This is a genomic window from Pseudomonas sp. NPDC087814 (assembly GCF_044742865.1).
In the GTDB taxonomy this organism is placed as follows: domain Bacteria; phylum Pseudomonadota; class Gammaproteobacteria; order Pseudomonadales; family Pseudomonadaceae; genus Aquipseudomonas.
Genome location: NZ_JBIUVK010000024.1, coordinates 21,982 through 47,103, shown reverse-complemented (window position 1 = coordinate 47,103; position 25,122 = coordinate 21,982). Strand labels below are relative to the sequence as shown.

At 60.8% G+C, this 25,122-nt stretch carries 21 protein-coding genes; 9 read left to right on the top strand and 12 right to left on the bottom strand.

Annotation, left to right across the window (positions count from 1 at the left end):
- Position 1 precedes the first annotated feature (1 nt).
- Positions 2–1,432, bottom strand: coding sequence for an amino acid permease (locus ACIOMR_RS18330; RefSeq protein ID WP_003212300.1), 1,431 nt, complete (start codon positions 1,430–1,432; stop codon positions 2–4).
- A 165-nt stretch (positions 1,433–1,597) separates the two neighbouring features.
- Entirely contained in the window at positions 1,598–2,848 is a 1,251-nt protein-coding gene (kynU, locus tag ACIOMR_RS18325; RefSeq protein WP_134325689.1) for a kynureninase, read from the bottom strand.
- A 142-nt stretch (positions 2,849–2,990) separates the two neighbouring features.
- On the opposite strand from kynU, the gene ACIOMR_RS18320 reads away from it, so the two are divergent.
- Positions 2,991–3,464: an Lrp/AsnC family transcriptional regulator gene (locus ACIOMR_RS18320; RefSeq protein WP_003212305.1), complete on the top strand. Its 474-nt coding sequence runs from the start codon at positions 2,991–2,993 to the stop codon at positions 3,462–3,464.
- 124 nt (positions 3,465–3,588) lie between these two features.
- Here ACIOMR_RS18320 and catA read toward each other — a convergent pair whose 3' ends face one another.
- The 3 genes from catA to ACIOMR_RS18305 are packed head-to-tail and all read right to left on the bottom strand — an operon-like array spanning position 3,589 to position 5,992.
- Entirely contained in the window at positions 3,589–4,518 is a 930-nt protein-coding gene (catA, locus tag ACIOMR_RS18315) for a catechol 1,2-dioxygenase (RefSeq protein WP_008436682.1), read from the bottom strand.
- Positions 4,519–4,560: 42 nt separating this feature from the next.
- Positions 4,561–4,851, bottom strand: a complete 291-nt coding sequence (catC, locus tag ACIOMR_RS18310; RefSeq protein ID WP_008436679.1) for a muconolactone Delta-isomerase — start codon at positions 4,849–4,851, stop codon at positions 4,561–4,563.
- A gap of 16 nt (positions 4,852–4,867) precedes the next feature.
- Complete coding sequence (locus ACIOMR_RS18305) at positions 4,868–5,992, bottom strand: muconate cycloisomerase family protein (RefSeq protein WP_003212312.1); 1,125 nt, start codon at positions 5,990–5,992, stop codon at positions 4,868–4,870.
- A gap of 114 nt (positions 5,993–6,106) precedes the next feature.
- Here ACIOMR_RS18305 and ACIOMR_RS18300 point away from each other — a divergent pair, with 114 nt between their 5' ends.
- Positions 6,107–6,982 carry a LysR family transcriptional regulator gene (locus tag ACIOMR_RS18300; RefSeq protein ID WP_003212314.1) on the top strand — a complete coding sequence of 292 codons (876 nt, stop codon included), beginning with the start codon at positions 6,107–6,109 and terminating at the stop codon, positions 6,980–6,982.
- Between the two features lie 139 nt (positions 6,983–7,121).
- Here the strand turns inward: ACIOMR_RS18300 and ACIOMR_RS18295 are convergent, their stop codons facing one another.
- On the bottom strand, positions 7,122–8,120 hold the full coding sequence (locus ACIOMR_RS18295; protein WP_401195638.1) for a helix-turn-helix domain-containing protein: 999 nt from the start codon (positions 8,118–8,120) through the stop codon (positions 7,122–7,124).
- A gap of 312 nt (positions 8,121–8,432) precedes the next feature.
- On the opposite strand from ACIOMR_RS18295, the gene antA reads away from it, so the two are divergent.
- The 4 genes from antA to ACIOMR_RS18275 all read left to right on the top strand — a co-directional run bounded on the left by antA (position 8,433) and on the right by ACIOMR_RS18275 (position 12,965).
- A complete protein-coding gene (gene antA, locus ACIOMR_RS18290; protein WP_003212318.1) occupies positions 8,433–9,824 on the top strand; it encodes an anthranilate 1,2-dioxygenase large subunit in 1,392 nt (463 codons plus the stop codon).
- Positions 9,824–10,315 (top strand): anthranilate 1,2-dioxygenase small subunit, encoded by a 492-nt coding sequence (gene antB / locus ACIOMR_RS18285; protein WP_003212320.1) that lies wholly within the window; start codon positions 9,824–9,826, stop codon positions 10,313–10,315. Before antA ends, antB begins: the two co-directional genes overlap by 1 nt.
- Before the next feature lie 170 nt (positions 10,316–10,485).
- A complete protein-coding gene (gene antC / locus ACIOMR_RS18280; protein ID WP_401195634.1) occupies positions 10,486–11,493 on the top strand; it encodes an anthranilate 1,2-dioxygenase electron transfer component AntC in 1,008 nt (335 codons plus the stop codon).
- 71 nt (positions 11,494–11,564) lie between these two features.
- The gene (locus ACIOMR_RS18275; protein WP_008436670.1) at positions 11,565–12,965 is read left to right on the top strand and encodes an amino acid permease; all 1,401 of its coding nucleotides are present in this window, start codon (positions 11,565–11,567) and stop codon (positions 12,963–12,965) included.
- Positions 12,966–13,142: 177 nt separating this feature from the next.
- Here the strand turns inward: ACIOMR_RS18275 and kynA are convergent, their stop codons facing one another.
- Positions 13,143–14,000, bottom strand: a complete 858-nt coding sequence (gene kynA / locus ACIOMR_RS18270) for a tryptophan 2,3-dioxygenase (protein WP_008436669.1) — start codon at positions 13,998–14,000, stop codon at positions 13,143–13,145.
- Complete coding sequence (gene kynB / locus ACIOMR_RS18265) at positions 13,997–14,647, bottom strand: arylformamidase (protein WP_087693454.1); 651 nt, start codon at positions 14,645–14,647, stop codon at positions 13,997–13,999. Before kynB ends, kynA begins: the two co-directional genes overlap by 4 nt.
- A gap of 389 nt (positions 14,648–15,036) precedes the next feature.
- Between kynB and ACIOMR_RS18260 the strand changes: the two genes are divergently transcribed.
- The 3 genes from ACIOMR_RS18260 to ACIOMR_RS18250 all read left to right on the top strand — a co-directional run bounded on the left by ACIOMR_RS18260 (position 15,037) and on the right by ACIOMR_RS18250 (position 19,431).
- Positions 15,037–15,381: a cupin domain-containing protein gene (locus ACIOMR_RS18260; RefSeq protein ID WP_003212331.1), complete on the top strand. Its 345-nt coding sequence runs from the start codon at positions 15,037–15,039 to the stop codon at positions 15,379–15,381.
- A gap of 557 nt (positions 15,382–15,938) precedes the next feature.
- Positions 15,939–16,139, top strand: coding sequence for a hypothetical protein (locus tag ACIOMR_RS18255; RefSeq protein WP_003212332.1), 201 nt, complete (start codon positions 15,939–15,941; stop codon positions 16,137–16,139).
- Between the two features lie 238 nt (positions 16,140–16,377).
- Positions 16,378–19,431 carry a Mur ligase family protein gene (locus ACIOMR_RS18250; protein ID WP_401195629.1) on the top strand — a complete coding sequence of 1,018 codons (3,054 nt, stop codon included), beginning with the start codon at positions 16,378–16,380 and terminating at the stop codon, positions 19,429–19,431.
- Here ACIOMR_RS18250 and ACIOMR_RS18245 read toward each other — a convergent pair.
- The 4 genes from ACIOMR_RS18245 to ACIOMR_RS18230 are packed head-to-tail and all read right to left on the bottom strand — an operon-like array spanning position 19,428 to position 25,121.
- The gene (locus tag ACIOMR_RS18245; RefSeq protein WP_003212336.1) at positions 19,428–20,291 is read right to left on the bottom strand and encodes a S9 family peptidase; all 864 of its coding nucleotides are present in this window, start codon (positions 20,289–20,291) and stop codon (positions 19,428–19,430) included. The genes ACIOMR_RS18250 and ACIOMR_RS18245 overlap by 4 nt on opposite strands.
- Before the next feature lie 35 nt (positions 20,292–20,326).
- Positions 20,327–21,517 carry an HlyD family efflux transporter periplasmic adaptor subunit gene (locus ACIOMR_RS18240; RefSeq protein ID WP_087693464.1) on the bottom strand — a complete coding sequence of 397 codons (1,191 nt, stop codon included), beginning with the start codon at positions 21,515–21,517 and terminating at the stop codon, positions 20,327–20,329.
- 26 nt (positions 21,518–21,543) lie between these two features.
- Positions 21,544–23,727, bottom strand: a complete 2,184-nt coding sequence (locus ACIOMR_RS18235) for a type I secretion system permease/ATPase (protein ID WP_401195626.1) — start codon at positions 23,725–23,727, stop codon at positions 21,544–21,546.
- On the bottom strand, positions 23,724–25,121 hold the full coding sequence (locus tag ACIOMR_RS18230; RefSeq protein WP_177122299.1) for a TolC family outer membrane protein: 1,398 nt from the start codon (positions 25,119–25,121) through the stop codon (positions 23,724–23,726). The genes ACIOMR_RS18235 and ACIOMR_RS18230 overlap by 4 nt, the downstream gene beginning before the upstream one ends.
- Position 25,122: the final 1 nt, after the last annotated feature.

The window sequence follows — 25,122 nt, the reverse complement described above, 5'->3', positions numbered from 1 at the left end:
TTTAACCCGGCGCCCTCGGGTTTTTCGCGAGCAAGCTCGCTCCTACAAGGTTTTGGCGACCCTTGCGGAAAAATACGTAGTACACCGCCGACAGAATCAGCAGGAACGGCACCCCGAACACCAGCGTCATCTTGAATGCATCGGTGAAAAACGTGGTGATCATCACCGCGCCCATCAGCACCAGGCCCAGCAGCGTGCTGTAGGGAAACAGCGCCAGTTGGAACGACAGCTTCGCCCCGCCGTGACGCTTGCGGTAGCGGCGGAAAAACAGGTGCGTGAGGAAGATCATGAACCAGGTGAAGATCGCGCCAAACATCGAGATCGCCATCATCAGGGTGAACGAGCTTTCCGGGTACACCACGTTCAGCAGGGTCGCCAGGGCAATGCCCGAGCTGGACAGCAACAAGGCGTTCAACGGGATCCCGCTCTTGCTCAAGGCGCCCATGGACTTGGGCGCAAAACCGGCGCGGGACAGGCTGAACATCATGCGGGTGGTGATGTAGAGCTGGCTGTTCATCGCCGACAGCGCAGCGATCAGGATCACGAAGTTCATCACCCCGGTGGCGCCGGGAATGCCGATGGTCTGCATCACCGTGACGAACGGGCTCTGGGCGTGGCCGGCCTGGTTCCACGGCACGATGGCCAACATCAGCGCCAGGGTCAGCAGGTAGAACACCACCAGCCGCACGATGGTCGCGCGGAAGGCTTTTTTCACCGCCTGCTCCGGGTCGGCCGCTTCACCGGCGGCCACCGCGATCATTTCCACACTCAAGTAACTGAAGATCGAGACGATCACCGCGATCCACATGCCGCTCAACCCGTTCGGGAAAAAGCCGCCGTGGGCCGTGTAGTTCTGCACACCGTAATCCGGATTGCCGGAGCCGAACACCACGTACACCGCGAGGATGATGAAGCCAACGATGGCGCTGATCTTGATCGTGGAGAACCAGTACTCGAAGTTGCCGAAGGTCTTGACGCTGATGGCGTTGAGCACGATCAACACGCTGGAGAACGAGACGATCCACACCCATTCCGGCACGTTGGCAAACCAGTACTTCATGTACATCGCCACCGCCGTGACCTCGGCGCCCACCGCCAGCACAATCGCCGCCCAGTACGCATAACGCACCAGGAAACCGGCCAGCGGGCTGACGTAAAATTCGGCATACGCGCCGAAGGAGCCCGAGGTGGAATGCGCCACGGTCATCTCCGCCAGGCAGCCCATCAACAGCAAAGTGATCAGCGCACCGATGGCATAGCTGACCAGCACGCTGGGCCCGGCATAGCCGATGGCGTAGGCGCTGCCCATGAACAGCCCGGTGCCGATGGCGCCACCGATGGCGATCATGCTCATCTGGCCGGAAGTGAGCTGGCGCCTGAGGCCCAGTTCGCGATTGGTGATTTCGGCAAAGCCTTGGTCTGGCGTGGTCACGTGGCGTGCCCCTTTATTATTGTGATTGCACTGCTTTCTGGTTGAAACACTGTCCCCTGTGGGAGCGGGCTTGCTCGCGAATGCGGTGTGCCAGTCAATACATCAGAGACTGATAGACCGCATTCGCGAGCAAGCCCGCTCCCACATTTTTTGCTCTGCGTTTACTCAGGTGACGCTGTGGCGAACCTTGAACTGCGGCTGGTCCCAGGTTTTCTGATCGAGAATCTCACCCAGGATTTCCACCGCATCCCACACTTCAGCAAAGCTGGTGTACAGCGGGGTAAACCCGAAACGCATGATGCGCGGCTCGCGATAATCACCAATCACGCCGCGAGCGATCAAGGCCTGGATAACCGCGTAGCCTTCCGGGTGTTCGAAGCTGACGTGGCTACCCCGTCGGGCATGCTCACGCGGGGTGATCAGGGTCAGGTCGTGGGCGGCGCAACGGCTTTCCACCAACTCGATAAACAGGTCGGTCAACGCCAGGGATTTAGAGCGCAAGCTGGCCATATCGGTCTGGGCGAAAATATCCAGGCCACACTCCACCATCGCCAGCGAGGTAATCGGCTGGGTGCCGCACAGGTAGCGGGCGATGCCCTGGCTCGGCGCATAACGCGATTCCATGGCGAACTGTCGGGTATGCCCGAACCAGCCCGACAGCGGCTGCGTAACCACATCCACCAGCGCCGGGTTGACCCACACAAACGCCTGGGAGCCGGGCCCGCCGTTGAGGTATTTGTAAGTGCAACCAATTGCATAATCGGCACCGGCCTGATGCAGGTCGATCGGCACCGCGCCCGCCGAATGCGCCAGGTCCCAGATCGCCAGCGCGCCACATTCATGGCTCAAGGCAGTCTGGGCCTGCATGTCGTACATGTAGCCGGTCTTGTAGTTGACGTGGGTGAGCATCACCACGGCCGTGTCCTGGTCGATGGCTTTCGGCAGTTCGTCCGGGCTGTTGACCAGGCGCAGGGAGTAGCCCTGTTGCAGCAGTTCGGTGAGGCCTTCGGCGATGTACAGGTCGGTGGGGAAATTGCTCGCTTCGCTGACGATCACCTTGCGGCTTGGCGCGCGTTCGCGTTGCACGGTCAGCGCGGCGCTGAGCACTTTGAACAGGTTGATGGAGGTGGTATCGGTGATCACCACTTCACCGTCGCGGGCACCGATCAGCGGTGCGAGGCGATTGCCCAGGCGCTGGGACAGGTCGGCCCAGCCGGCACTGTTCCAACTGCGAATCAGGCCATTGCCCCACTCCTCGGCGATCACCGCTTGCGCCCGTTCCAGTGCCGCTACCGGGCGCGCACCGAGGGAGTTGCCGTCGAGGTAGATGACCCCGGCCGGCAAGGCGAATTGGTTGCGCAATGGCGCCAGCGGATCCTGGGCGTCGAGGGTCAGGCAATGGGTGCGGGTGGTCATGGTCAGTCCTGTTGTTGTAGTAACAATGAGCCAAATAATGAACGAAGCTTTAGAGAATTTTCGTGCAAAGTGGTGGGCAACAGGCTAATTAAGCTGTAGGAAATTCGAATTTAACCCCCAAACACGCGGATTTATTCTAACCATGATTCTCGACGCCACCGACCTGCGCCTTCTGCATTTCCTGCAACAGGATGGCCGTATCAGTAACCAGGAACTGGCGGAGAAAGTCGCCCTGTCGCCGTCGGCCTGCCTGCGGCGTTTGCGCCTGCTGGAAAGCGAGGGAATCATCAGTGGTTATCGGGCGGTGTTGAACGCCGAGCAACTGGGGATCGAGCTGGAGGCCATCGTCCACCTGTCGTTACGCCAGGATGTGGAGGATTGGCACGAGACGTTTATCAAGAAGGTACAGGGGTGGCCGGAGGTGGCCAGTGCGTACGTGATTACCGGGGCGAGCAATTATGTGCTGCGGGTGCAGGCGCGCAACCTCAAGCACTTTTCGGATTTCATTGTGAACCACCTGAACCGCACGGCGGGGGTGATGGATATTCGCTCGGAGATCGTGTTGCAGAAGATCAAGGATCGGGATGATCTGCTCGACCTGGTTGTTCGCAAATAGGCCAAACGATACAGAGCCAATGTGGGAGCGGGCTTGCTCGCGAAGGCGGAGTGTCAGTCACCGGAAATATTGACTGATCCACCGCATTCGCGAGCAAGCCCGCTCCCACATTTTTTTACCGCGTTCAGTCTTCGAGGGCGCGCACTCGCTGCATGCGCTTCTGCTCTACCGGCGCCGCCGCAGGTTGCAACTCAAAGTCAAAATCAATCTGCGCAAACTGCCCTTCCACACCAAATTCCTTCGCCAGGTTTGCGTCCTCGCTGAAGCGAATTTCGGCGATCAACTCATCCCGCGTCGCATAGGCAAAATCATCATGCAGGTACGGGTCATCCGACAGGTTGATCTGGGTGGTCAGGTGCCGATGGCCCGGCGCCGAGATGAAGAAGTGGATATGCGCCGGCCGCTGGCCATGGCGCCCCAACTGGTCCAGCAACTGCTGGGTCGGGCCGGTCGGCGGGCAGCCATACCCCGACGGCACGATGCTGCGAAAACGGTAGTTGCCCTGGGCATCGGTCTCGATTCGCCGACGCAGGTTGAACTCCGACTGCGTGCTGTCAAACCACGAATACGTACCACCGGTATTGGCCTGCCATACATCGACAATCGCCCCCGCCAACGGCTTGCCATTGGTGTCGCGCACCTGGCCCTGCATGAACAGCGGCACGCCCGGGTCCTGCCCGTCGTCCAGCCGCGCCTCGAACTTGGACAGCGGCGCACCGGCCACATACAGCGGGCCTTCGATGGTGCGCGGGGTGCCGCCGGATTTTCCGGCTTCCTCGTCTGCCGCGTCCATCAGCATGTCCAGGTAATGCTCCAGGCCCAACCCTGCCGCGAGCAAGCCGGCTTCCTGGTTCTTGCCCAGTTCGTTGAGGTAGTTGACCGCCTTCCAGAACTCTTCCGGAGTCACTTCCAGGTCTTCGATGATGTTCACCGTGTCCCGCAGGATCCGGTAGATCAGCGCCTTGGCCCGTGGGTTGCCGCCGTCGTTAAGGTTGCCGCTGGCTTCTTCGAGAAACTGTTGGGCGTGAGCAGTCTGGGAAAGTCGGATGGTCATGGTGCAATCCTCATCTTGTAATTATTAGGTGAAAAAACAGACTCAGCGATCATCCTCACGGATCGACGATGGATGCCGGCACAGGGCATTCACTTCGATGGCCATGTAAGGATAAAGCGGCAGTTGCATCAGCAGGTCATGCAGTTCCTGCACGCTGTCGACATCGAACACGCTGTAGTTGGCGTACAGCCCGGCGATGCGCCACAGGTGGCGCCATTTGCCTTGCTCCTGCAGCCGCTGGGAAAAGGCTTTTTCTTCAGCCTTGAGGCTGGCAGCGCGCTCGGGGTTCATGTCGACGGGCAGGTTCACGGTCATTTTTACGTGGAACAACATCGCAGGTGTCCTCTTGTTAGTTATCGCGACGGAAGAACGCCAGGCGCTCTTCATCGATGGCCAGGCCCAGGCCCGGAGCGGTGGAGACATGCAGGTGGAAATCGCGGTACACCAGCGGCTCGGCGAGGATGTCTTCGGTGAGCAGCAGCGGGCCGAACAGCTCGGTGTCCCACGCCAGTTTGTTCAAGGTGAGAAAGGCATGGGCCGAGGCCAGGGTGCCGATACCGCCTTCAAGCATGGTGCCGCCGTACAGGCCGATACCCGCCGCTTCGGCAATCGCTGCGGTGCGCAATACCGCACGCGGCCCGCCGTTTTTGGCGATCTTCAGGGCGAACACCGAGGCCGCGCCTTCGCGGGCCAGGTTGAAGGCATCTTCCACGCATTCGATGGACTCGTCGGCCATGATCGGCGCCGGGCTCGACAGGTTGAGCCGCACCATGCCGCCGCGGTTGTTGCGCGAGATCGGTTGTTCGATCAGGTCGATACCGTTGTCACCCAGCACCTTGCAGGCGCGCAGGGCGACGGCTTCGTCCCAGGCCTGGTTGACGTCGACCCGCACACTGGCGCGGTCGCCCAGGGCTTTTTTGATCGCGATGACGTGGGCCAGGTCCTGGCTGACTTCACCGGCGCCGATCTTCAATTTGAAAATGCGGTGGCGGCGCAGGTCGAGCATCTTCTCGGCCTCGGCGATGTCTTTTTCGGTGTTGCCGCTGGCCAGGGTCCAGGCCACCGGCAAGGCGTCCCGCACACGGCCGCCGAGCAATTCGCTGACCGGCAGGTTCAGGCGTTTGCCGAGGGCGTCGAGCAAGGCGCTTTCGATACCCGACTTGGCAAAGGTGTTGCCCCGGATGCTGCGCTCCAGGCGCAACATGGCGGCATTGATGTTGCTCGCGTCCTGGCCGAGCAGCAGCGGCGCGAAGTGCCGGTCGATGTTGATCTTGATGCTGTCGGGGCTTTCATTGCCGTAGCTCAGGCCGCCGATGGTGGTGGATTCACCAATGCCTTCGATACCGTCGGCGCAGCGCACGCGGATGATCACCAGGGTCTGGTTCTGCATCGTGTGCATCGCCAGTTTGTGCGGGCGGATGGTAGGGAGATCGACGATGATGGTCTCGATCGACTCGATGGCGCAAATCGGCATGGCAATACCCGTTGGGTTCTTTATAGATTTGGCCTGATTCTGTTCCGGATCTCTGCTGGCTTCCAATATAGAATGAGTCTCGAACAATACCCTTAAGGTATGAATGGAGTCCTTATGGAACTGCGCCATCTGCGTTACTTCCAGGTGCTGGGGGAAACCCTCAACTTCACCCGCGCCGCCGAACGCCTGCACATTGCCCAGCCGCCGTTGAGCCGGCAGATCCAGCAATTGGAGGACGAACTGGGTGTGGTCCTGCTGGAGCGTGGGCGCCCGTTGCGCCTGACCGAAGCCGGGCGGTTTTTCTATGAGCACGCCAATGTGCTGCTGGAGCAACTGGGCAAGGTGTGTGACAACACCCGGCGCATCGGCCTTGGGCAGAAAACCTGGCTGGGCATCGGTTTTGCGCCGTCGACGCTGTACGGCGTGCTGCCGGAGTTGATTCGCCGGCTGCGCAGCCACGATGGCCTGGAGCTGGAGTTGGGCCTGTCGGAGATGACCACGCTGCAACAGGTCGAAGCCCTCAAGGCCGGGCGGATTGATGTGGGCTTCGGGCGGATTCGCATCGACGACCCGGCCATTGTGCAGCGGGTGTTGGTGGAGGACCGGTTGGTGGCGGTGTTGCCCGCCGGGCATCCCCTGCTGGGCGCCCCGGCCACCCTGGCGCAATTGGCCGCTGAACCCTTCGTGCTGTATCCCGGCAACCCGCGGCCGAGCTACGCCGACCATGTGATCGCGCTGTTCGATGCCCATGGCTTGAGCCTGAAGGTTTCGCAGTGGACCAACGAATTGCAGACCGCCATTGGTCTGGTCGGCGCAGGCATGGGCGTGACCCTGGTACCCGCCTCGGTGCAGGTGCTGCACCGCGCAGACATTGGCTATACGCCGGTGGTGGAGGCCACCGCCACGTCGCCGATTATTCTCAGCCGGCGGATCAATGACCAGTCGCCGGGGCTCAGTCATTGCCTGCAACTGGTGGAAGAGTTGATCTAAAAGAACACCACACACCCAATGTGGGAGCGGGCTTGCTCGCGAATGCGCAGTGTCAGTCACCGAATGAGTTGGCTGATGCACCGCATTCGCGAGCAAGCCAGCTCCCACAGTTGATCTCCGTTGTTTTTGCGTAAGGTGTTCATCCACGCATGCGCCGGGCGTCGTTGCGTTGCAGCGTCTGGCTGGGAGACTCGTCGAACAGCTTGCGGTATTCGGCCGAGAATCGCCCCAGATGAGTAAAGCCCCAGCCCAGGGCGATTTCGGAGATGGTGCGCGTGGAGCCATGTTCGAGGATTTGCTGGCGCACGGCACCCAGGCGGTATTTCTTCAGGTAAGCCATGGGCGACAGGGCGAAGTATTTGCGGAAGGCATCGAACAGTTTGAAGCGCGACACGCCCGCCGCAGCCTCCAGATCCTCCAGGTGCACCGCTTCCCGGGCGTTGTCGTGGATGTACTGTCGGGCACGAATCAAATAGTGCGGCAGTTTCACCCCCAGCACGTCCCGCAGTTCTTCGGAATAGTTGTTCGGCTGGGCCAGGATCAGGCCCTTGATCAGCGAGCTTTCCAGGTCCCGGGTAAACGCCACCTGGTCATACAGCTCGCTGCTGCGCTCCAGTTCGGCGATGAAATACCGCGCCATGCGCCACCACGACGCGGAAGCGCCGTCCACCGCGTCCATCGCCGACTCGAAGCGCAGCGGCGCTTCAATCGGCCGCAGCAGCAGGCCCTCCAGGGATTCGCTCATCGCCGCGCGGGTGATCACCACCTGCAACTTGCGGCAGTCGCCGGAGATCTCCAGCACCTGATGTTCGTTGGGCGAGATGATCACGCCCTGGTCACGGTTTGAGCTGAGCCGCACGCCGTTCTTGCTCAGTTCCTGCTCGCCCACCAGCGGCAAGGTCAGGCTGTAGCTGCTGAAGTGCTCGGCGTCTTCAATGTCGATGGTGACATCGGTGCCGTATTCGATAATCCCCAGCGTCGTGGCGCGGGACTTGAACACATTGGCGCTGTGGTGAAAGCGGATGCGCTCCGGCGTCGCGGTTTGCAGGCGGTGCGGCCCGCAAATGCCGGACATCCAGCTGCAGGCGCCTTCAAGGTCGAAGCGCTCGATACGTATATCGCGTGTATTGCTACTCATCACGGGGCACCCACGGCAATTGTGGCCGGCGCGCTCTGACGGCGCGTCCTGGTAGATCGACAGCAAGTTTTGCGCCACGCCAGCGGGATCGCCACTGGGTGGATAGCAACCGTCGACTAAGTGGATAACAAGCAGACTTTTCCGACAATCGCCTTGCAAGACAGTAGCGCATTCCGCCACCGCCCTGCACCGCCGTGGGTATTTCGTGCCCAACTAAGTGGCCCACCTTCCCCCATTAACCGGATAGCCCGGTGCCCCGCCGCAGCCTCTTAATGGCCTACCCGTCTAGCCATTATCAAAAAGGTGCCTCCCATGAGTGGTGCAAGAAGCGTCGAGCAGTGGAAAAGCTTTATCGAAGGCTGCCTGGACTTCCGTCCGGTGGATGAGGTGTTCCGCATCGCCCGGGACATGTTCACCGAGCCGGAGTTGTTCGAGCTGGAGATGGAGCTGATCTTCGAAAAAAACTGGATCTATGCCTGTCACGAGAGCGAACTGGCCAACAAGCACGACTTCGTGACGATGCGCGCCGGGCGCCAGCCGATGATCATCACCCGCGACGGCGAAGGCCAGCTCAACGCGCTGATCAACGCCTGCCAGCACCGGGGCACCACCCTGACCCGGGTTGGCAAGGGCAACCAGTCCACGTTTACCTGCCCGTTCCATGCCTGGTGCTACAAGAGCGATGGCCGGCTGGTGAAGGTCAAGGCGCCGGGGGAATACCCGGAAGGCTTCGACAAGGCCACTCGCGGCCTGAAAAAAGCACGGATCGAGAGCTACAAGGGCTTCGTCTTCATCAGCCTCGACGTGAACGGCACCAACAGCCTGGAAGACTTCCTCGGCGACGCCAAAGTGTTCTTCGACATGATGGTCGCCCAATCGGCCACCGGTGAGCTGGAAGTGCTGCCGGGCAAGTCCGCCTACACCTACGACGGTAACTGGAAACTGCAAAACGAGAACGGCCTGGACGGTTATCACGTCAGCACCGTGCACTACAACTACGTGGCCACGGTGCAGCATCGCCAGCAGGTCAATACGGAAAACGGCACCGGCTCGGGCACGACACTGGACTACAGCAAACTCGGCGCCGGCGACGCGAACACCGATGACGGCTGGTTCGCCTTCAACAATGGCCACAGCCTGTTGTTCAGCGACATGCCCAACCCCACCGTGCGTTCGGGCTACGCCACCATCATGCCGCGCCTGATCGAAGAACACGGCCAGCAAAAAGCCGAATGGATGATGCACCGCCTGCGCAACCTGAACATCTACCCAAGCCTGTTCTTCCTCGACCAGATCAGCTCGCAGCTGCGGATCATCCGGCCCATCGCGTGGAACAAGACCGAAATCATCAGCCAGTGCCTGGGGGTGAAGAACGAGTCTGACGCCGACCGAGAAAACCGCATTCGCCAGTTCGAGGATTTCTTCAACGTCTCGGGCATGGGCACGCCGGATGACCTGGTGGAGTTCCGCGAAGCCCAGCGCGGCTTCCAGGGCCGCCTGGAACGCTGGAGCGATATCTCCCGCGGCAGCCATCGCTGGGAAACCGGGCCGACACCCAACAGCGAATCCATCGGTATCCAGCCGGCGATGACCGGCACCGAATTCACCCACGAAGGGCTGTACGTCAACCAGCACCGCAACTGGCAGAAATTCCTGCTGGACGGACTCGACCAGCAAGCCCTGAAACTGCGGGAGGTGGAATGATGAATGCGCAATTGCAGTACCGGATCGAGCAGTTTTTCTATCGTAAATCCGAGCTGTGCGATGCCCAGGACTGGGACGCCTACGTGCAGTTGTTCGACCCGCAGAGCGAGTTTCACCTGCCGCAGTGGGATTCGGAACATGTCTACACCCGCGACCCGAAGCGCGAAATGTCGTTGATCTACTACGCCAACCGCTCGGGGCTGGAGGATCGGGTGTTTCGCCTGCGCACGGGCAAGGCTGCGTCGGCCACGCCGATGCCAAGGACGCTGCATTTGATCAACAACGTGCGGATTGCCGAGCAACCGGACGGGCTGCTGGAGGTGAAGTTGAACTGGCATACGTTGTTCTATCGGCTGGCGACGTCGGAGCAGTTCTACGGCAGCGCCACTTACAGCCTCAAGCCCGATGGCGACAGTTGGTTGATCACCCGCAAGCATGCGCTGCTGCTCAACGACACCATCAACTCGGTGCTGGATTTCTATCACCTGTGACCTGATGCATTACACCTGTGGCGAGGGAGCTTGCTCCCGCTGGACCGGGTTGGCGCTCCAGTGCGTAGCGCTCCCGGCTTTTTGGGGCTGCTGCGCAGCCCAGCGGGAGCAAGCTCCCTCGCCACAGGTAAATCGCAGGCATAGAAAATCAAACTCGCGGAGTTCTGCGAATGAATCACAAAGTGGCCTTCAGTTTTGCCGACGGCAAGACCCTGTTTTTCCCGGTGGGCGCCAATGAGATCCTGTTGGATGCAGCCTTGCGCAACGGCATCAAGATCCCGCTCGACTGCCGCGAAGGCGTATGCGGCACCTGCCAGGGCCGCTGCGAGTCCGGCGATTTCACCCAGGACTACGTAGACGAGGAAGCCCTCTCCAGCCTCGATCTGCAACAACGCAAAATGCTCAGCTGCCAGACCCGGGTCCAATCCGATGCGGCGTTCTACTTCGATTTTGATTCCAGCCTGTGCAATGCGCCGGGGCCAGTACAAATCCGCAGTACGGTGAGCCAAGTGCAACAGGTCTCGGCCAGCACCGCGATCCTGCACCTGCAGCTTGAACGCCCATTGGACTTTTTGCCGGGCCAATATGCCCGCCTGTCGATTCCCGGCACCGACAGTTGGCGCTCCTACTCTTTCGCCAACCGCCCGGGCAATCAGTTGCAGTTCCTGATCCGCCTGCTGCCCGATGGCGTGATGAGCAACTACATCCGCGAACGCTGCCAGGTCGGTGATGAGTTGCTGCTGGAAGCGCCATTGGGTGCCTTCTACCTTCGGCATGTCACCCGACCGCTGGTGTTGGTGGCCGGTGGCACTGGTTTATCGGCGCTGCTGGGCATGCTTGACGACCTGGCCGCCAGCACCTGCCAACAGCCGGTGCACCTGTATTACGGCGTGCGGGGTGCGGCCGATTTATGCGAGGCAACACGCATAAAAGCCTACGCCGATACGATCCCGGGGTTTCGCTACACCGAGGTACTCAGCAACCCATCTTCGGACTGGGCCGGCAAACGCGGCTACCTCACCGAGCATTTCGACCTGGCCGAATTGCGGGATCAATCGGCAGATATGTACGTCTGCGGCCCCCCTCCGATGGTCGAATCCATCAAACAATGGCTGCTGGATCAGGCACTTGATGGCGTTCAGCTGTATTACGAAAAGTTTACCGAGAGTAATATCTGACCCCTCAGCGGTTTGAGGGGCTGGTTCGGTGTGCGATCAACCCTGAAAAAAACAAGTAGAAGGGAATGTTAATGGCGGATGACATGGTTAACCCGGTGGGCCTCAAGCGTGGCCTGAAGAACCGGCATATTCAGCTGATTGCCTTGGGAGGGGCGATCGGGACCGGGCTGTTCCTAGGCTCGGCGGGCGTGCTCAAGTCGGCGGGGCCGTCGATGATCCTGGGCTATGCGGTAGCCGGGTTCATCGCGTTCCTGATCATGCGCCAGCTGGGCGAAATGATCGTCGAGGAACCGGTGGCCGGGTCCTTCAGCCACTTCGCCCACAAGTACTGGGGCGGTTACGCAGGCTTCCTCGCCGGCTGGAACTACTGGGTACTCTACGTACTGGTGGGCATGGCCGAGCTGACAGCGGTGGGCAAGTACATCCAGTTCTGGTGGCCGGAAATTCCGACCTGGGTCAGTGCGGTGGTGTTCTTTGTGCTGGTCAACCTGATCAACACCCTCAACGTGAAGTTCTTCGGTGAGACCGAGTTCTGGTTCGCGATCATCAAGGTGGTGGCGATTGTCGGCATGATCGTGCTCGGCTGCTACCTGCTGTTCAGCGGCACCGGTGGCCCGCAGGCCTCGGTGAGCAACCTGTGGAGCCACGGCGGGTTCTTCCCGAATGGCGGCATGGGGCTGTTGATGTCCATGGCGTTCATCATGTTCTCGTTCGGCGGCCTGGAGTTGGTGGGTATTACCGCCGCCGAAGCCAGCGAACCCCGCAAGGTGATCCCGAAGGCGATCAACCAGGTGGTGTACCGGATCCTGATTTTCTACGTCGGCGCCCTTACCGTGCTGCTGTCGTTGTACCCATGGGATCAACTGCTGCAAACCCTCGGCGCGTCGGGCGATGCCTACAGCGGCAGTCCGTTCGTGCAGATCTTTTCCTTGATCGGTAACGACACCGCCGCCCACATCCTCAACTTCGTGGTCCTGACCGCGGCACTGTCGGTGTACAACAGCGGCGTGTACTGCAACAGCCGCATGCTGTTCGGCCTGGCCGAGCAAGGCGACGCGCCGAAAGCGCTGATGAAGTTGAACAAGCAAGGCGTGCCGCTGCGTGCCCTGGGCATCTCCGCCCTGGTGACGCTGCTGTGTGTGGTGATCAACTACGTCGCGCCGCATGACGCACTGGAGCTGTTGTTTGCGCTGGTGGTTGCCTCGTTGATGATCAACTGGGCGCTGATCAGCCTGACCCACATCAAGTTCCGCAAGGCCATGGGCGAGCAAGGCGTGGTGCCGTCGTTCAAGACCTTCTGGTTCCCGTTCAGCAACTACCTGTGCCTGGCGTTCATGCTGATGATCATCTGCGTGATGCTGGCGATTCCGGGTGTGCGGGCGTCGGTGTATGCGATTCCGGTCTGGGTCGGGATCATCTATGTGGCGTACCGGTTGCGGTTGAATAACGCGAAGGTAGTAACAGCGCAATAACCCATGTGGGAGCGGGCTTGTGTGGGAGCGGGCTTGCTCGCGAAGGCGTCGTGTCAGTCACCTGATGTATTGACTGACACACCGCTTTCGCGAGCAAGCCCGCTCCCACATTTTGATCGTATTCCAAATGAAAAGCCCCGGTACTGATGAGTACCGGGGCTTTTTGTTGGGCCTTGATTACAGCGTGGAACGCACTCGCCACAGCTCGGGGAACAATACGGTGTCGAGCATCTTGCGCAGGTAGCCCACGCCTTCGGTGCCGCCCGTACCAGGCTGGAAGCCGATGATCCGCTCCACGGTGGTGACATGGCGGAAGCGCCACTGGCGGAAGGAATCTTCCAGGTCGATAAACTTTTCGGCCAATTGGTACAGGTCCCAATACCGGCTCGGATCGCGATAAACCTCGCGCCACGCCGCCTCCACGGAATCATCGTGAACCGTTGGCGCCGTCGGGTCGCGTTCGGCGCGCTTGGGGTCGATCGCCAGCCCGGCCTTGGTCATCAGGTTGATCGCCTCGTCATACAGCGACGGCGTGGCAATCGCCACCTGCAGCTCCTTCAACAACTCCGGCCGGTGGGCATGAGGCCGCAACAGCGCCGCGCTTTTGTTGCCGAGGATGAATTCGATTTCCCGGTACTGGAACGACTGGAAACCCGACGACTGCCCCAGGTACGGGCGGATCGACTTGTACTCCGACGGCGTCATGGTCGCCAGTACCGCCCAGGCGTGCACCAACTGGTCAAAGATCCGCGACACCCGCGCCAGCATCTTGAACGCCGGCGGCAGCTCACCCAGGCGCACGTGTTCGCGGGCGGCCTTGAGTTCGTGGAGCATCAACTTCATCCACAGCTCCGAGGTCTGGTGCTGGATGATGAAAAGCATCTCGTTGTGGTCCGGCGACAGCGGGTGCTGGGCGCTGAGCACTTTGCCCAGGTCCAGGTAGTCGCCGTAGCTCATGGACTCGGAAAAATTCAGCTCGGCGTTATGCCATTCTTCCGGCGGCTGGTAGTCAGGGGAGAAAGGACACTGGCTCATCGCGTGGGCTCCTTGAGCGGGCGGAGAATGGCTCGTACCGGGCTGGCATCGAGGTTGGCAAAACGCAGCGGCAGCGCGATCAACTCGTAATCGCCCTCCGGCACGTCGTCGAGGACGATGCCTTCGAGAATTGCCATGCCATGCCGAGCGACGGCGTTGTGGGAGTCCATGGTCTTGGACTGCTGCGGGTCCAGGGACGGTGTGTCGATACCGATCAGGCGCACACCGAGGCTGAACAGCAACTCGACCGTTTGCGGGGCGACGGCGGTGAAATTCGAATCCCAGGCATCCAGCGGCGCCTGTTGATAAGTGCGCAACAGTACACGCTCCGGCAGGTTTTCCAGGCGGCCTTCCAACTGATGCGGCTGCACCAGCGCGCCGCTGCCCAGGCAATGCAGCACCCGGCACGGGCCCATGTACACATCCAGAGACACTTCGCCAATCGGCGCGCCGTCCGCGCTGTAGTGCAACGGCGCGTCCACATGGGCGCCGGTGTGGGGCGACAGGGTGATGCGTCCGACATTCACCGGGCACTCGGGGCCGAACTGCCAGACCCGCTCTTCCTGAAACGGCGTATCACCCGGCCAGGTCGGGGTCGCGGTGCTCAAGGGCGGGCTGATGTCCCACCACGTTTTTATTGGATTCATTTCAAGGCTCTCGGTCGTTACTGGGGTGAATGATACGAGGGCCGGCTGTAAATATTCTTGCGAATTCCAGCGCAAAGCGGGAAATCTTTCGCACTTACTGCGAGGAAATGGCTGATTGGCGCACAGATATTTCGTACTGACTCAATCCTTCAAACAACAAATATCCCCTGTGGGAGCCGGGCTTGCCCGCGATGAGGTCGGCACAGCGTGCCCTTCCATCGCCTGACACTCCGCCATCGCGGGCAAGCCCGGCTCCCACAGAGGTTGGCGGTGACTCACGGCTGTGCAAATGACTGCGCTTCTGGGCATCCCGATGTCGAGTCCAGACCACTGGCGGGCCGCCCAAGGCGATAGGGTTCGGACTTACCTTCCACTGCCTCGGAATCATCATGTCCAAGCCAATCACCGTACTGCGCGACACCCATCCACTGCCGGTGCTGGACGCCTGCAAATGGGAAAAACTCGAAGGCGACCCGCACACCGTCAACCTCAACGCCTACACCAGCGAGGACGGCAGCAAGATCATGGGCACCTGGATCTGCACCCCCGGCAAATGGCGGGTGGAGTATGTGAAGTGGGAATACTGTCACTTCCAGGAAGGCTACTGCGTGATCACCCCGGACGGCCTGGAGCCGATCCATTTGCGGGCTGGGGATATCTTTGTGGTGGAGCCGGGGATGAAGGGGACGTGGGAAGTGGTCGAGACGGTGCGTAAGTATTTTGTGTTTGCCTGATCCCACCTCCTGGAAAGGGGTCGCCCTGGCCCCTTTTACCTCAACGACGACCGTCGCGCCCTTCTGATAAAAGCAGCACCTCCCTGCCCCTCTTCCAATAACAATCGCTGTTATTCGTGACAACAACCCTTGATATTCGAAAACAATCAATTAGTATTTTGTGACAGAATATTGTGAGCACCAAGTTCTTGAAAAAATCTCATGACGTAATGCGCAAAATACATAGTCAAACTCACCAAACAGTACAACCACTACTTTAGTTATAGATAAGATTGACTTTTGACACCCCCTACACTTTAAGATAGCTTTCTTGCAACCGGTCTATACTCGAATCTCATAGCATTATAACCCGATGATAATAAGAGGTACGGAGAAGGTGCAGAACTTCACATAATCGCAACCTTCACTGCACATTGATGGAAAACGCGCAGCGATTTGAATTAGACTCCAATGAATCAGTTGATTACCCCATTGGTTTGTTCTAAGGACTCCACACGTCTTCCAGCACTTACTGCACGCGGCAGTCGAGACCGCGCTTTTGTAAAAGGATCAAGAAAATGCCTGAAAAAACAACACGTCTGACCATTCTCATCGACTTCCCGACCAAGCAGCGTCTGGAGTCGCTGTCCGAGGAAGTTGACCTTACTATTTCTCAGGTTATTCGCAAGCTGATTCGTGACCATCTCCAGCAATACGAGAGCCAAGTCCCGCCCTCCGTGCTGGAGCCGGAGAAAGAGGATTCATCGCTCTGCTCTTGATATATAAGCCTGGTTAATTTGCCTTTATAAAACTGTGCGGCATAACTTTCTGCTTATTTATCAGCTGGCGCGCAGTTTAATCATGAACACTGCGCGCCCCCCTCTCCAAGTTAAAAACTGGTGATGAACTATGCCTGTGAAACAGCAATGGCTTGCTTGTTATGCTCATCTAAGCAAAGAAATGAATGGGCCTGCTGTATCATCAGACACCGCGCAGCCCTGTACCTTGTTTTTCTCCATGAGCGACGGCACCCAGCGCGCGCATGTTTTTCATATCACGGCAGATAACTTCGAAGCCGCCTGGCAAACCGGTGTGCAGCGCTTGCAGGGAGCCTACGAACGAGACCGTGCGCAGTCAGGCAACATCGTCGAACGTTCATGGATACGCGTCGAATGCGCGATCAACGTAACCGCCATCACCTGGGCCGAACTCAATGCGCGCTTCAAGCGCCACAAGCGTAATTACTTCCGGCGCGGCATCGCCTTCGATGCGGCGCTGCACATCGCGATCACCGAACAGGAACTGAACGCCAACGCGATCCTGTATGGCGGCAACGCTATCAATCACGCGAGCTTCAATGCCGGCAATTTTTCGGTGTACGCCAGGCGCCGTTTTACCGGGCTCAATACAGCCGACCTGATCGCCACACTTGAACCCGAGACCCCCGTGTTCCTGTTCGACACCAAGGGCGTTTTTTGTGCCGAAGACGGCGTGCCCCACCCGCTGAACCCTGGCCCGACAGAAACCGGCTGGCGCACCCTCGCAGCGCTGGAGCCCGGCATGGTAAAGGCGAGCATCATCAGCGCCGCAAGCTACCTGAGCACTCAGGTGCAGGGCAGCGGCCAGTTCGTCTACGGCTACTTCCCGTGCTTTGACCGGGCGATAAAAAACTACAACACCCTGCGCCACGCCAGTACCACCTATTCGATGATCGAGGCCTGGGCACTGACCGGCGATGAGGCGCTTAAATCCGCCATCGACCGCTCGCTGGCCTACCTTACCCAGGAACTGATCAAGTCCTACGTGCTGCCCGACGGCAGTGTGGCGGCGTATCTGCTGGACACCGGTGACGAGATCAAACTGGGCGGCAATGCCGTGTGTTTGTTGGCGCTGGTCAAATACAGCGAAGTCACCGGCACCCGCCACTACCTACCCGTGCTGGAAGCCCTGGCCAATGGCATGGCCTGGATGCAGGACGCGACCACCGGCGCCTTCGTGCACGTCTTGCATGGCCGTGACCTTACCGTCAAAGAGGCGTTCCGGATCATCTACTATGACGGCGAGGCCGCGTTCGGGTTGATCCGCCTCTACGGCCTCACCGGCGATGAGCGCTGGTTAACCGTGGTGGAAAAAGCCTTCGACTACTTCATCGAAAAACAGCACTGGCGCGAGCACGATCACTGGCTCAGCTATTGCGTGAACGAACTGACCCGCTACCGACCTGACGAAAAGTATTTCCGCTTCGGCCTGAATAACGTCGCCGGTTATCTGGGGTTCGTGCAACAGCGCATCACCACCTTTCCGACGCTACTGGAATTGATGATGGCTGCGCAGCAGATGCTCGAACGCATCGCCCAGCAAGCGCAATTGCGCCACCTGCTCACCGAGATCGACCTGCACGCGTTTTACCGCGCCCTGCATCATCGTGCGCGCTATCTGTTCAACGGGTATTTCTGGCCGGAAACGGCGATGTATTTCGCCAATCCTGCGCGCATTGCCGGTTCGTTTTTTATCCGTCACCACGCGTTCAGGGTGCGCATCGACGACGTGGAGCATTACCTCTCGGGGCTGATTGCCTACCACCGCTACCTGCTCGACGGCGCGCCGCAAGTGAGCCTGGCCCAGGACGCAGCGCCCCTCGGCTGGGTCTGGGACGCCAACACCCTGGCTCGGGTGACACACGGCACCTGGGCCAAACAGCCGCCGCCCGGTTGGTACACGTCGGGTTTGACGCCGTCCATGCAGTTTTTCAAACCCCAGCGCATGCTCAATCGGCACCCCAGCAAGGTGGGACCGAACGAAGTGCAGTCGGCGCTGCGCTGGGCCCAGGCCATTCCTGAGCGACGCCCCTCGGCGTTCTTGTGTGTAGACCCGACGCCCTACCTGGACAGCGGCCTGCCGGTGTTACAGGTCGCCGATACCAGCGAGGCCATGCTGCAAATGGGTCGATACGCCAGGCAGCGATTCACTGGCCAGGTGTTCGGCGTCACCGGCAGCTTCGGTAAAACCACCGTGGTCGCCATGCTCGGCCACGCCCTGAAACACTGGGGCGAAGTGGGCCACACCGAGGCCAACGCCAACCTGCCCCATGGGATCGCCTGGAACCTGGCGAGCATGCCCCGGCTGGCCAAATTCTGGGTATTGGAAATGGCCGTGGGCCGCATGCCGATTAACTCGGAGCTGGTGCGCCCACACATTGCTATCGTGACCGGGCTGGCTCCGGCGCACCTGGAATACCATGGCACCCTGGAAAACCTGGCGCGTAAAAAGAGCGCGATCTTCCGCTCGATGGCACCGGGTGGGCACGCGGTGCTGTGCCGCGATATGCCGCACTACGAGGTGTTCGCCCAGGCCGCCGAAGTCGCGCGCTTGCACGTGACCAGCTATGGCGAACACGCTGATGCCGATGTGCGCCTGCTCGACGTGTGCAGCGAGGCCGACCGGGTCTACGTCACCGCGCAACGTGACACGCAACGGCTGGATTTCAGCCTGAGTGCTCGCGGCCGACACATGGTGCTCAACGCGCTGGGGGTGCTGGCGTCGCTGTTCGCCGCGGGGCTTGACGCCGACCAGGCACTGGAAGTGCTGACCGGCTTCCAACCGGTGGAAGGTCGCGGCAATATCCGCTCGATCAAATGCACCGACGGGCATTTCCAGCTGATAAACGATGCGTACAACGCCAACCCCGGCTCGATGGCTGCGGCCTTGCGCTCGATGGCCGACCTGCCCGTGGCCTCGCGGCACCGGGTAGTAGTGTTGGGTGACATGCTGGAACTGGGCCCCGACGCCCAGCGCTACCACCTGGAACTGGCTGACTCGCTGCGCGCGGCGGCGCCCCGGCATTTGGTGCTGTGCGGACCGCTGATGCATGAGGTGTACCGGGTGCTGCGCAGTGAGCTATCAGTGCAGTGGTTCGAGGATGCCACGGCATTAGGCCAGGCGTTGGCGCGCCACCCCGGCCAGTGGTTCCAGGCGGGGGATTGGGTACTGGTGAAAAGCTCCGGTGGTACCGGGTTGTCGCAGATCTGTGATTGGCTGAACACGACCGAACAGGCGGTGCCGGCGGGTTAGCCCGCGCAGCCCGCTGCTGTCTTCAGGCCAATGTCATTGCGCAGTTGGTGAAACATCGCAGGCACACCCTGCGCCTTGACCAACTGCGCCTGATGCCCGGCGCGAATCAACGCCCGGTAAAAACGCTCCTGCAACACAAATGGGGTTACCTGGTCATCCACGCTGCCAATCACGAACAACTGCCGCGCAGGCGCAACGGCAATGCCGGCCATGTGCTCCAGGGGATCGTAGGGGTGCAATAAACCATTGGTGTCGCGTCCCGGACGCGAAGGCAGGCCTTTGCTTTGACGCAACATCTGCGCGCGCTGCACCAGGGCAAACGCTCCGGAAGTCATCACTGCACACTTCACATCGGTACGCCCCAAGGTCAACAACGCCGCGGCCACCGTGGCGCCGCCGCTGTGCCCCAGCAACACAAACTGCCCGATGCCGTAACGCTTGCGCAGCTCGTTGAGCGCAGCGTCCAGCACAATGAATTCCCGCGCCTGGCGCCGCTGCCCATGGTTGCCGCTGGAACCGTAGGTGCCAGGTCGCGCCACAATCACCACCGGTACGCCCGCACGCCGGCTCAGGGCCTTGGCCTGCCTGGCCTTGGCGGCCAGGGTATTGCCACGGATCGACTCGGGCGAGCGGTGCATTTCCACGTTGCGGTCGCCATGAAACATCACGATCACCACGGGCGCACGGCTCAGCACCGCCCCGGAAAAATAGCGAATGCACTCATCGCCCCCGGCCAACTCGACCCAGAGTGCAGAGTCGACCTGGTTGCAGGTCGACTGGTCGGCCGGGGTGTTCCAAAGCAACGGTGTCGACCCCTCACTCAGGGCCCACGCGCCCGGCACGCCGGCCCACAACAGCATCCACCACAACGCAAACCTGGCCACAGCCACCTCGCCTAACGCTCGCGCAAGGCCTCCCGCGCACGGTTCATGGGCTTGATCAAATAGTCGAGCACGGTTTTCTGGCCGGTCTTGATATCCACCGAGGCAATCATCCCAGGCACAATCGAAAACGACTTGCCGGCCTTGTTTTTCAAGGTGTCAGCGTCGGTGCGGATGAACACTCGGTAGTAAAAAACTTCTGGCTTGACCTCGTCCTGGATAGTGTCCGGAGAAATGGTCACGACCTTGCCGTCCATGCCGCCATAAATGGCGTAGTCGTAGGCGGTGATCTTGACCTTGGCCACCTGGTCGGGATGGATAAAGGCGATGTCTCGCGGGGAGATACGCGCCTCGATCAACAACTGCTCATCCAGGGGCACAATCTGCATCAGGCGCCCGTTGGGCGGGATAACCCCGCCGATGGTGGTGACCTCGATCCCCTTGACAATACCGCGCACCGGCGAGCGCAGGGTCAGGCGGGTCACCGAGTCGGAGCGCCCGCGCATGACTGACGACAGCGTCTCGACGTCGGCATTGACCTTCGCCAGGTCCTCACCGGCCCGCACCATATACTCGGAGCGGGCCTGGGTCAGTTTCAACTCCAGCTCGGCCTTTTGGCGCTTGAGGCGCAACACCTCAACGTTGCTGGCGGCGCCGACCTTGGCCAGGTTTTCGGTGATTTCCAGCTCGCTACGCACCAGCCCGAGCGACGATCGCACGCCGGCCAACGATTCTTCGAGGCCCTTGCGCCGAGTGTTGAACAGGTCGGTTTCGGCGCGCACCAGTGCGGGGTAACGCTCAAGCTCCGGGGGGAACAGTAACGGTTTACCGTCTACCTCGGCCTGCAAACGCGCGACGCTGGCCAGCGACGCCCGGTACTTGGCGGCACTTTCATCAAAGTTGGATTCGGTCTTGGTCGGGTCAAGCCTGGCCAACGTCTGGCCATTTTTGACGATATCGCCCTCCCCCACATTCAATTCCGTGACGATGCCGCCTTCCAGCGACTGGATGATTTGCTCACGCGAGGTCGGGATGACTTTGCCGCTGCCCGTCGAGACTTCGTCCACTTCAAAAAAGTAGGCCCAGGCACCAAACGCAATCAGCATGACAAACACCCAACCCACCACGCGCGTGGCGCGCACCACGGTGCGTTCATCCACGCCGTCGTGGGTATGCCGGGCGCCTTCGTCTTCGGTGGCGAGCAGGGGTATGGTTTTCGGCGCAGGGTTTTTCACTGGGTTTTCCCCTTCGGTTTGGACAGGCGCGCAATCGCGTTGGCTTTGCTGTCATCGACGATGATCTGGCCGTTGTCGACAACGATCACCCGATTCACCAGGCTCAATACACTCATGCGGTGCGTGGCGATAATCAGCGTGCGGTGGGCTGCCCAGCGGTCGAGGTTGTGGATCAACTGGCGCTCGGTCGCTTCATCCAGGGACGCGGTGGGCTCGTCGAGCAACACGATATGCGGCTGGCGAATCATCAGCCGCGACAGCAGCAGCGACTGACGCTGCCCGCCCGACAGGCCCAGGCCACCTTCCAGGATCATGTGGTCCAGGCCGTCGGCGAACTTGCCGATGAAGTCGCCCGCACCGGTCAGCGCCAGGGCCTGGAGGATTTCCTGATCGCTGGCATGCGGCGCCCCCATGATCAGGTTGTCGCGCAGCGTGCCGTGGAACAGCCGCGAGTTTTGTGTCATCAGCCCCACGTCGCGGCGCACGTCGGCGGGGTCGATGTGGCTGAGGGCAACGCTATCCAGGCTGATGGTGCCAGCCTTGAGGTCGAGCATCCCGGCCAATGCCTGCAACAGCGTGGATTTACCCGCGCCGTTACGCCCCAGAATCGCGATGCGCTCGCCCGGCTGGATCTTCAGGTCGGCCACACGCAGCGCCGGCACGGGGGCATCGTCGGAATACTGGAACGTGGCCTGGCTCAGCGCGTATTGGCCTTTGATCACCGGCAGGTGCACGCGCTTGCTGCCCTCGGGATGGTCCACCGGCAATTCCATGATCCGGTTCAGGCCTTGCAGCGCAACCTTGGCCTGCTGCCAGCGCGTCAGCACCTGGGTGATCTGGGACATCGGCGCCATCATCCGCGACGCCAGGATCGACGCCGCGACAAGGCTACCGGTGGTCATGTCGCTGGCCATGACCATGGGCGCACCGAACACCACCACCACGGCAAACACCGAGCCCTGCACATTGTTGCTCCAGGCCACCAGTTTGTTGGTGAGCATGCGCAGGCGCAGGCTGGCGTCGCCGCAGGTGGCGTTGTAGTGATTCCATTGTTGCTGGAAGCGCTGTTCGGCCTGCAACGCCTTGATGTCGTCCAGGCCTTGTATGGTCTCCACCAGCATGGCGCTGCGCAACGAGCTTTCACGCATCGACTCATTCGCCAGTGCCGCGAGTTTTTTCTGCGCAAACAGCCCGGGCACTATCAGGAACAGCACAGCCACCATTGGCACCGCCACCAGCGGGCCGGCGATCAACCAGTAGATCACCAGAAACAGCAGGAAGAACGGCAGATCCGCCAGCGCCGTGGCGGTGCTGGAGGTGATCAGCTCACGCAGTTGTTCCAGTTCCTTGAGCTGCGAAATGAACGAGCCGGTGGACTTCGGCCGGGCGCTGTTACGCAAGCGAATGGCATGCCCGAACACCAGGTCGGAAACGCGCAGATCCGCGCGTTTGCCGAGCATGTCGGTGATGCGCACACGGGTGATGCGCATGATGAAATCAAACACCAGCGCCAGCATCACCCCGCCAAACAGCACATACAGGGTGGGCATGGATTCGGCCGGGATCACCCGGTCGTACACCTGCATCGAAAACAGTACCCCGGCCAACCCCAGCACGCTGGTGACCAGCGACGCGAGCATCACATAGCCATAGGGCCGCAGGTCGCGCAGCACGATGTTTTTGAACCACGCCTTCTCGTAAGGCTTGATGTAGTCGTCGACACGCCGGTCACGCACTGCCGCCATGGGTCGCAGAATCACGCTCTTGCGCGCTTGCTCCAACAGGTCCTGGCGGGTGAGCCGGCTTTGCAGGCCGCCGTCGCCGCTGTAGGCGATGCCCAGGTTGTCGCCGTCGCCGAGGGTTTCGAGCACACCCACCTGGCCGTCGGCAAATTGCAGCACCACCGGTAATTGGCGCTGCATCAGCGTGGTTTCGCTGAAGTCGGCAATCACGCAGTTCAACCCCGCCTGGCGGGCCATCTGCCGTACCACCTCTTCCACCGAAGCGCCTTCGGTCCATTGTGCGGCGATGCGCACGCTTTGGGCCGAGCATTCCAGGCGGTAATGCCGGGCCACGCTCAGGACGGCCTCCAGCCACACGTCATAATCCACTGCGGGCGCCGGGTTCAGCGGTGTTTGTACTGCGTTGGTTTCGTCCGCAAGCATCACAGCATCATTCATGGCCGAATCTCCACACCTTGCAGGGTGCTGTTGTCCAGGTGGAACGCCGTGCGCAGTGCGCCCGTGTTGTAGAGGCAATCGATTTTCAGGCGGCGCAGGTCAGCGGCGGTGTTTTCCCGGTCCATGCGTGCCTGGTGAATTTCCTGCTCGGCATTCAGCAGGTCGAGCAACGGCCGTGTGCCCAGTTCGAGGTACTGCTGGCGATACAGGTCGCGGGTTTCGGAGATGCTGCGCTCACGAAAATCCAGGGTGGATAGTCGCTGGCTGAGGCTTGAGATTTGATCCCGCGCCTCCAGCAACCCCTGGCGAACCGCAAGGCGCGCGGCGTCGTTGGCGGCATCGGCGGAACGCAGGGCCTGTTGCGCGGCGGATTTGCGGGCGGTGATTGCGCCGCCCTGGTACAGCGGCATTTTCACGTTGAGAAATACGCCATAACGGGTACGGTCGCGGCCGCCGGGGACGTTGCTGTCGTCGTTGTTGTCCAGGTAGTGCGTGATGGACGGGTCCAGCGACACGGTCGGCAACGCCTCGGCACGGGCTTGTGCAATCAGCGCCAGCGCATCGACACGCTGCGCCTGGGCGATCAGCAGGGTCGGCGTGACTGCCGCATCGGGTACCACGCCCACGCAGGATTGCTCCAGGCTTGCCGGAAAACCATGCGCCACGCTCACTGGCGCCTGCGACCCAAGCAGGCTGCTCAACGTGCTGCGCCAGCGATTGAATTGCGCGGTGAATTGCAATTGCGTCGCCACCGAGGCCTCGACCCGCGAGCGGGCCTGGATCAGGTCCGAACGGGTGCTGGCGCCCATGTCGCTGCGCTTTTTGGCCAGCTCTGCAATCGCCGAAATGCCGTCGATTTGCTCGCGAGCCAGTTGCACCAGCAACTGCGAGCGCTGCAGTTCGATCACGGCGAACGAGGTATCGCGCGCCACCTGATCGATCGACAGCAACACCGACGCCTGGCTGGCACTGACCCGCGCCAGCGCACTGTCGACAGAACTTGAGACCTTGCCGAAGTCGTAGAGCATCTGCGACGCCGACAACGAAAACGCACGGCTCTGGCCGTTGCCCCTGAGGCCGCTGTCGTAGCCGGAGTTGAAGCCGCCGCTGACTTGCGGGTAATAACCGGAACGGGCGATGTTCACGTTCTCGTTTTGTTGGTACAGCTGGCCGATCGCCTCGGAAATTGCCGGGTGCCATTCCACCGCCAGTTGAATGGCGCGTGTCAGGTCAAGGTTGCTCGGTATGACGTGCTCGGGTGCCACCGGTGCGCTGACGCCCGTTGGCCCGCCGGGTAAATGTGTGCCCAGGTTGCTCGGGCTGATGATGTTGACGCGTTCTTCATCGTCGATATACGACGCTGCCATGACCGGCGCACGCTCGGGCGCGATCATT

Coding starts and splice junctions, on each gene's coding strand:
- kynU (WP_134325689.1), bottom strand. CDS start 2,848: ATGACCACCCGCACCCATTGCCTGACCCTCGACGCCCAGGATCCGCTG.
- ACIOMR_RS18320 (WP_003212305.1), top strand. CDS start 2,991: ATGATTCTCGACGCCACCGACCTGCGCCTTCTGCATTTCCTGCAACAG.
- catA (WP_008436682.1), bottom strand. CDS start 4,518: ATGACCATCCGACTTTCCCAGACTGCTCACGCCCAACAGTTTCTCGAA.
- catC (WP_008436679.1), bottom strand. CDS start 4,851: ATGTTGTTCCACGTAAAAATGACCGTGAACCTGCCCGTCGACATGAAC.
- ACIOMR_RS18305 (WP_003212312.1), bottom strand. CDS start 5,992: ATGCCGATTTGCGCCATCGAGTCGATCGAGACCATCATCGTCGATCTC.
- ACIOMR_RS18300 (WP_003212314.1), top strand. CDS start 6,107: ATGGAACTGCGCCATCTGCGTTACTTCCAGGTGCTGGGGGAAACCCTC.
- ACIOMR_RS18295 (WP_401195638.1), bottom strand. CDS start 8,120: ATGAGTAGCAATACACGCGATATACGTATCGAGCGCTTCGACCTTGAA.
- antA (WP_003212318.1), top strand. CDS start 8,433: ATGAGTGGTGCAAGAAGCGTCGAGCAGTGGAAAAGCTTTATCGAAGGC.
- antB (WP_003212320.1), top strand. CDS start 9,824: ATGAATGCGCAATTGCAGTACCGGATCGAGCAGTTTTTCTATCGTAAA.
- antC (WP_401195634.1), top strand. CDS start 10,486: ATGAATCACAAAGTGGCCTTCAGTTTTGCCGACGGCAAGACCCTGTTT.
- ACIOMR_RS18275 (WP_008436670.1), top strand. CDS start 11,565: ATGGCGGATGACATGGTTAACCCGGTGGGCCTCAAGCGTGGCCTGAAG.
- kynA (WP_008436669.1), bottom strand. CDS start 14,000: ATGAGCCAGTGTCCTTTCTCCCCTGACTACCAGCCGCCGGAAGAATGG.
- kynB (WP_087693454.1), bottom strand. CDS start 14,647: ATGAATCCAATAAAAACGTGGTGGGACATCAGCCCGCCCTTGAGCACC.
- ACIOMR_RS18260 (WP_003212331.1), top strand. CDS start 15,037: ATGTCCAAGCCAATCACCGTACTGCGCGACACCCATCCACTGCCGGTG.
- ACIOMR_RS18255 (WP_003212332.1), top strand. CDS start 15,939: ATGCCTGAAAAAACAACACGTCTGACCATTCTCATCGACTTCCCGACC.
- ACIOMR_RS18250 (WP_401195629.1), top strand. CDS start 16,378: ATGAGCGACGGCACCCAGCGCGCGCATGTTTTTCATATCACGGCAGAT.
- ACIOMR_RS18245 (WP_003212336.1), bottom strand. CDS start 20,291: ATGCTGTTGTGGGCCGGCGTGCCGGGCGCGTGGGCCCTGAGTGAGGGG.
- ACIOMR_RS18235 (WP_401195626.1), bottom strand. CDS start 23,727: ATGAATGATGCTGTGATGCTTGCGGACGAAACCAACGCAGTACAAACA.
- ACIOMR_RS18230 (WP_177122299.1), bottom strand. CDS start 25,121: ATGATCGCGCCCGAGCGTGCGCCGGTCATGGCAGCGTCGTATATCGAC.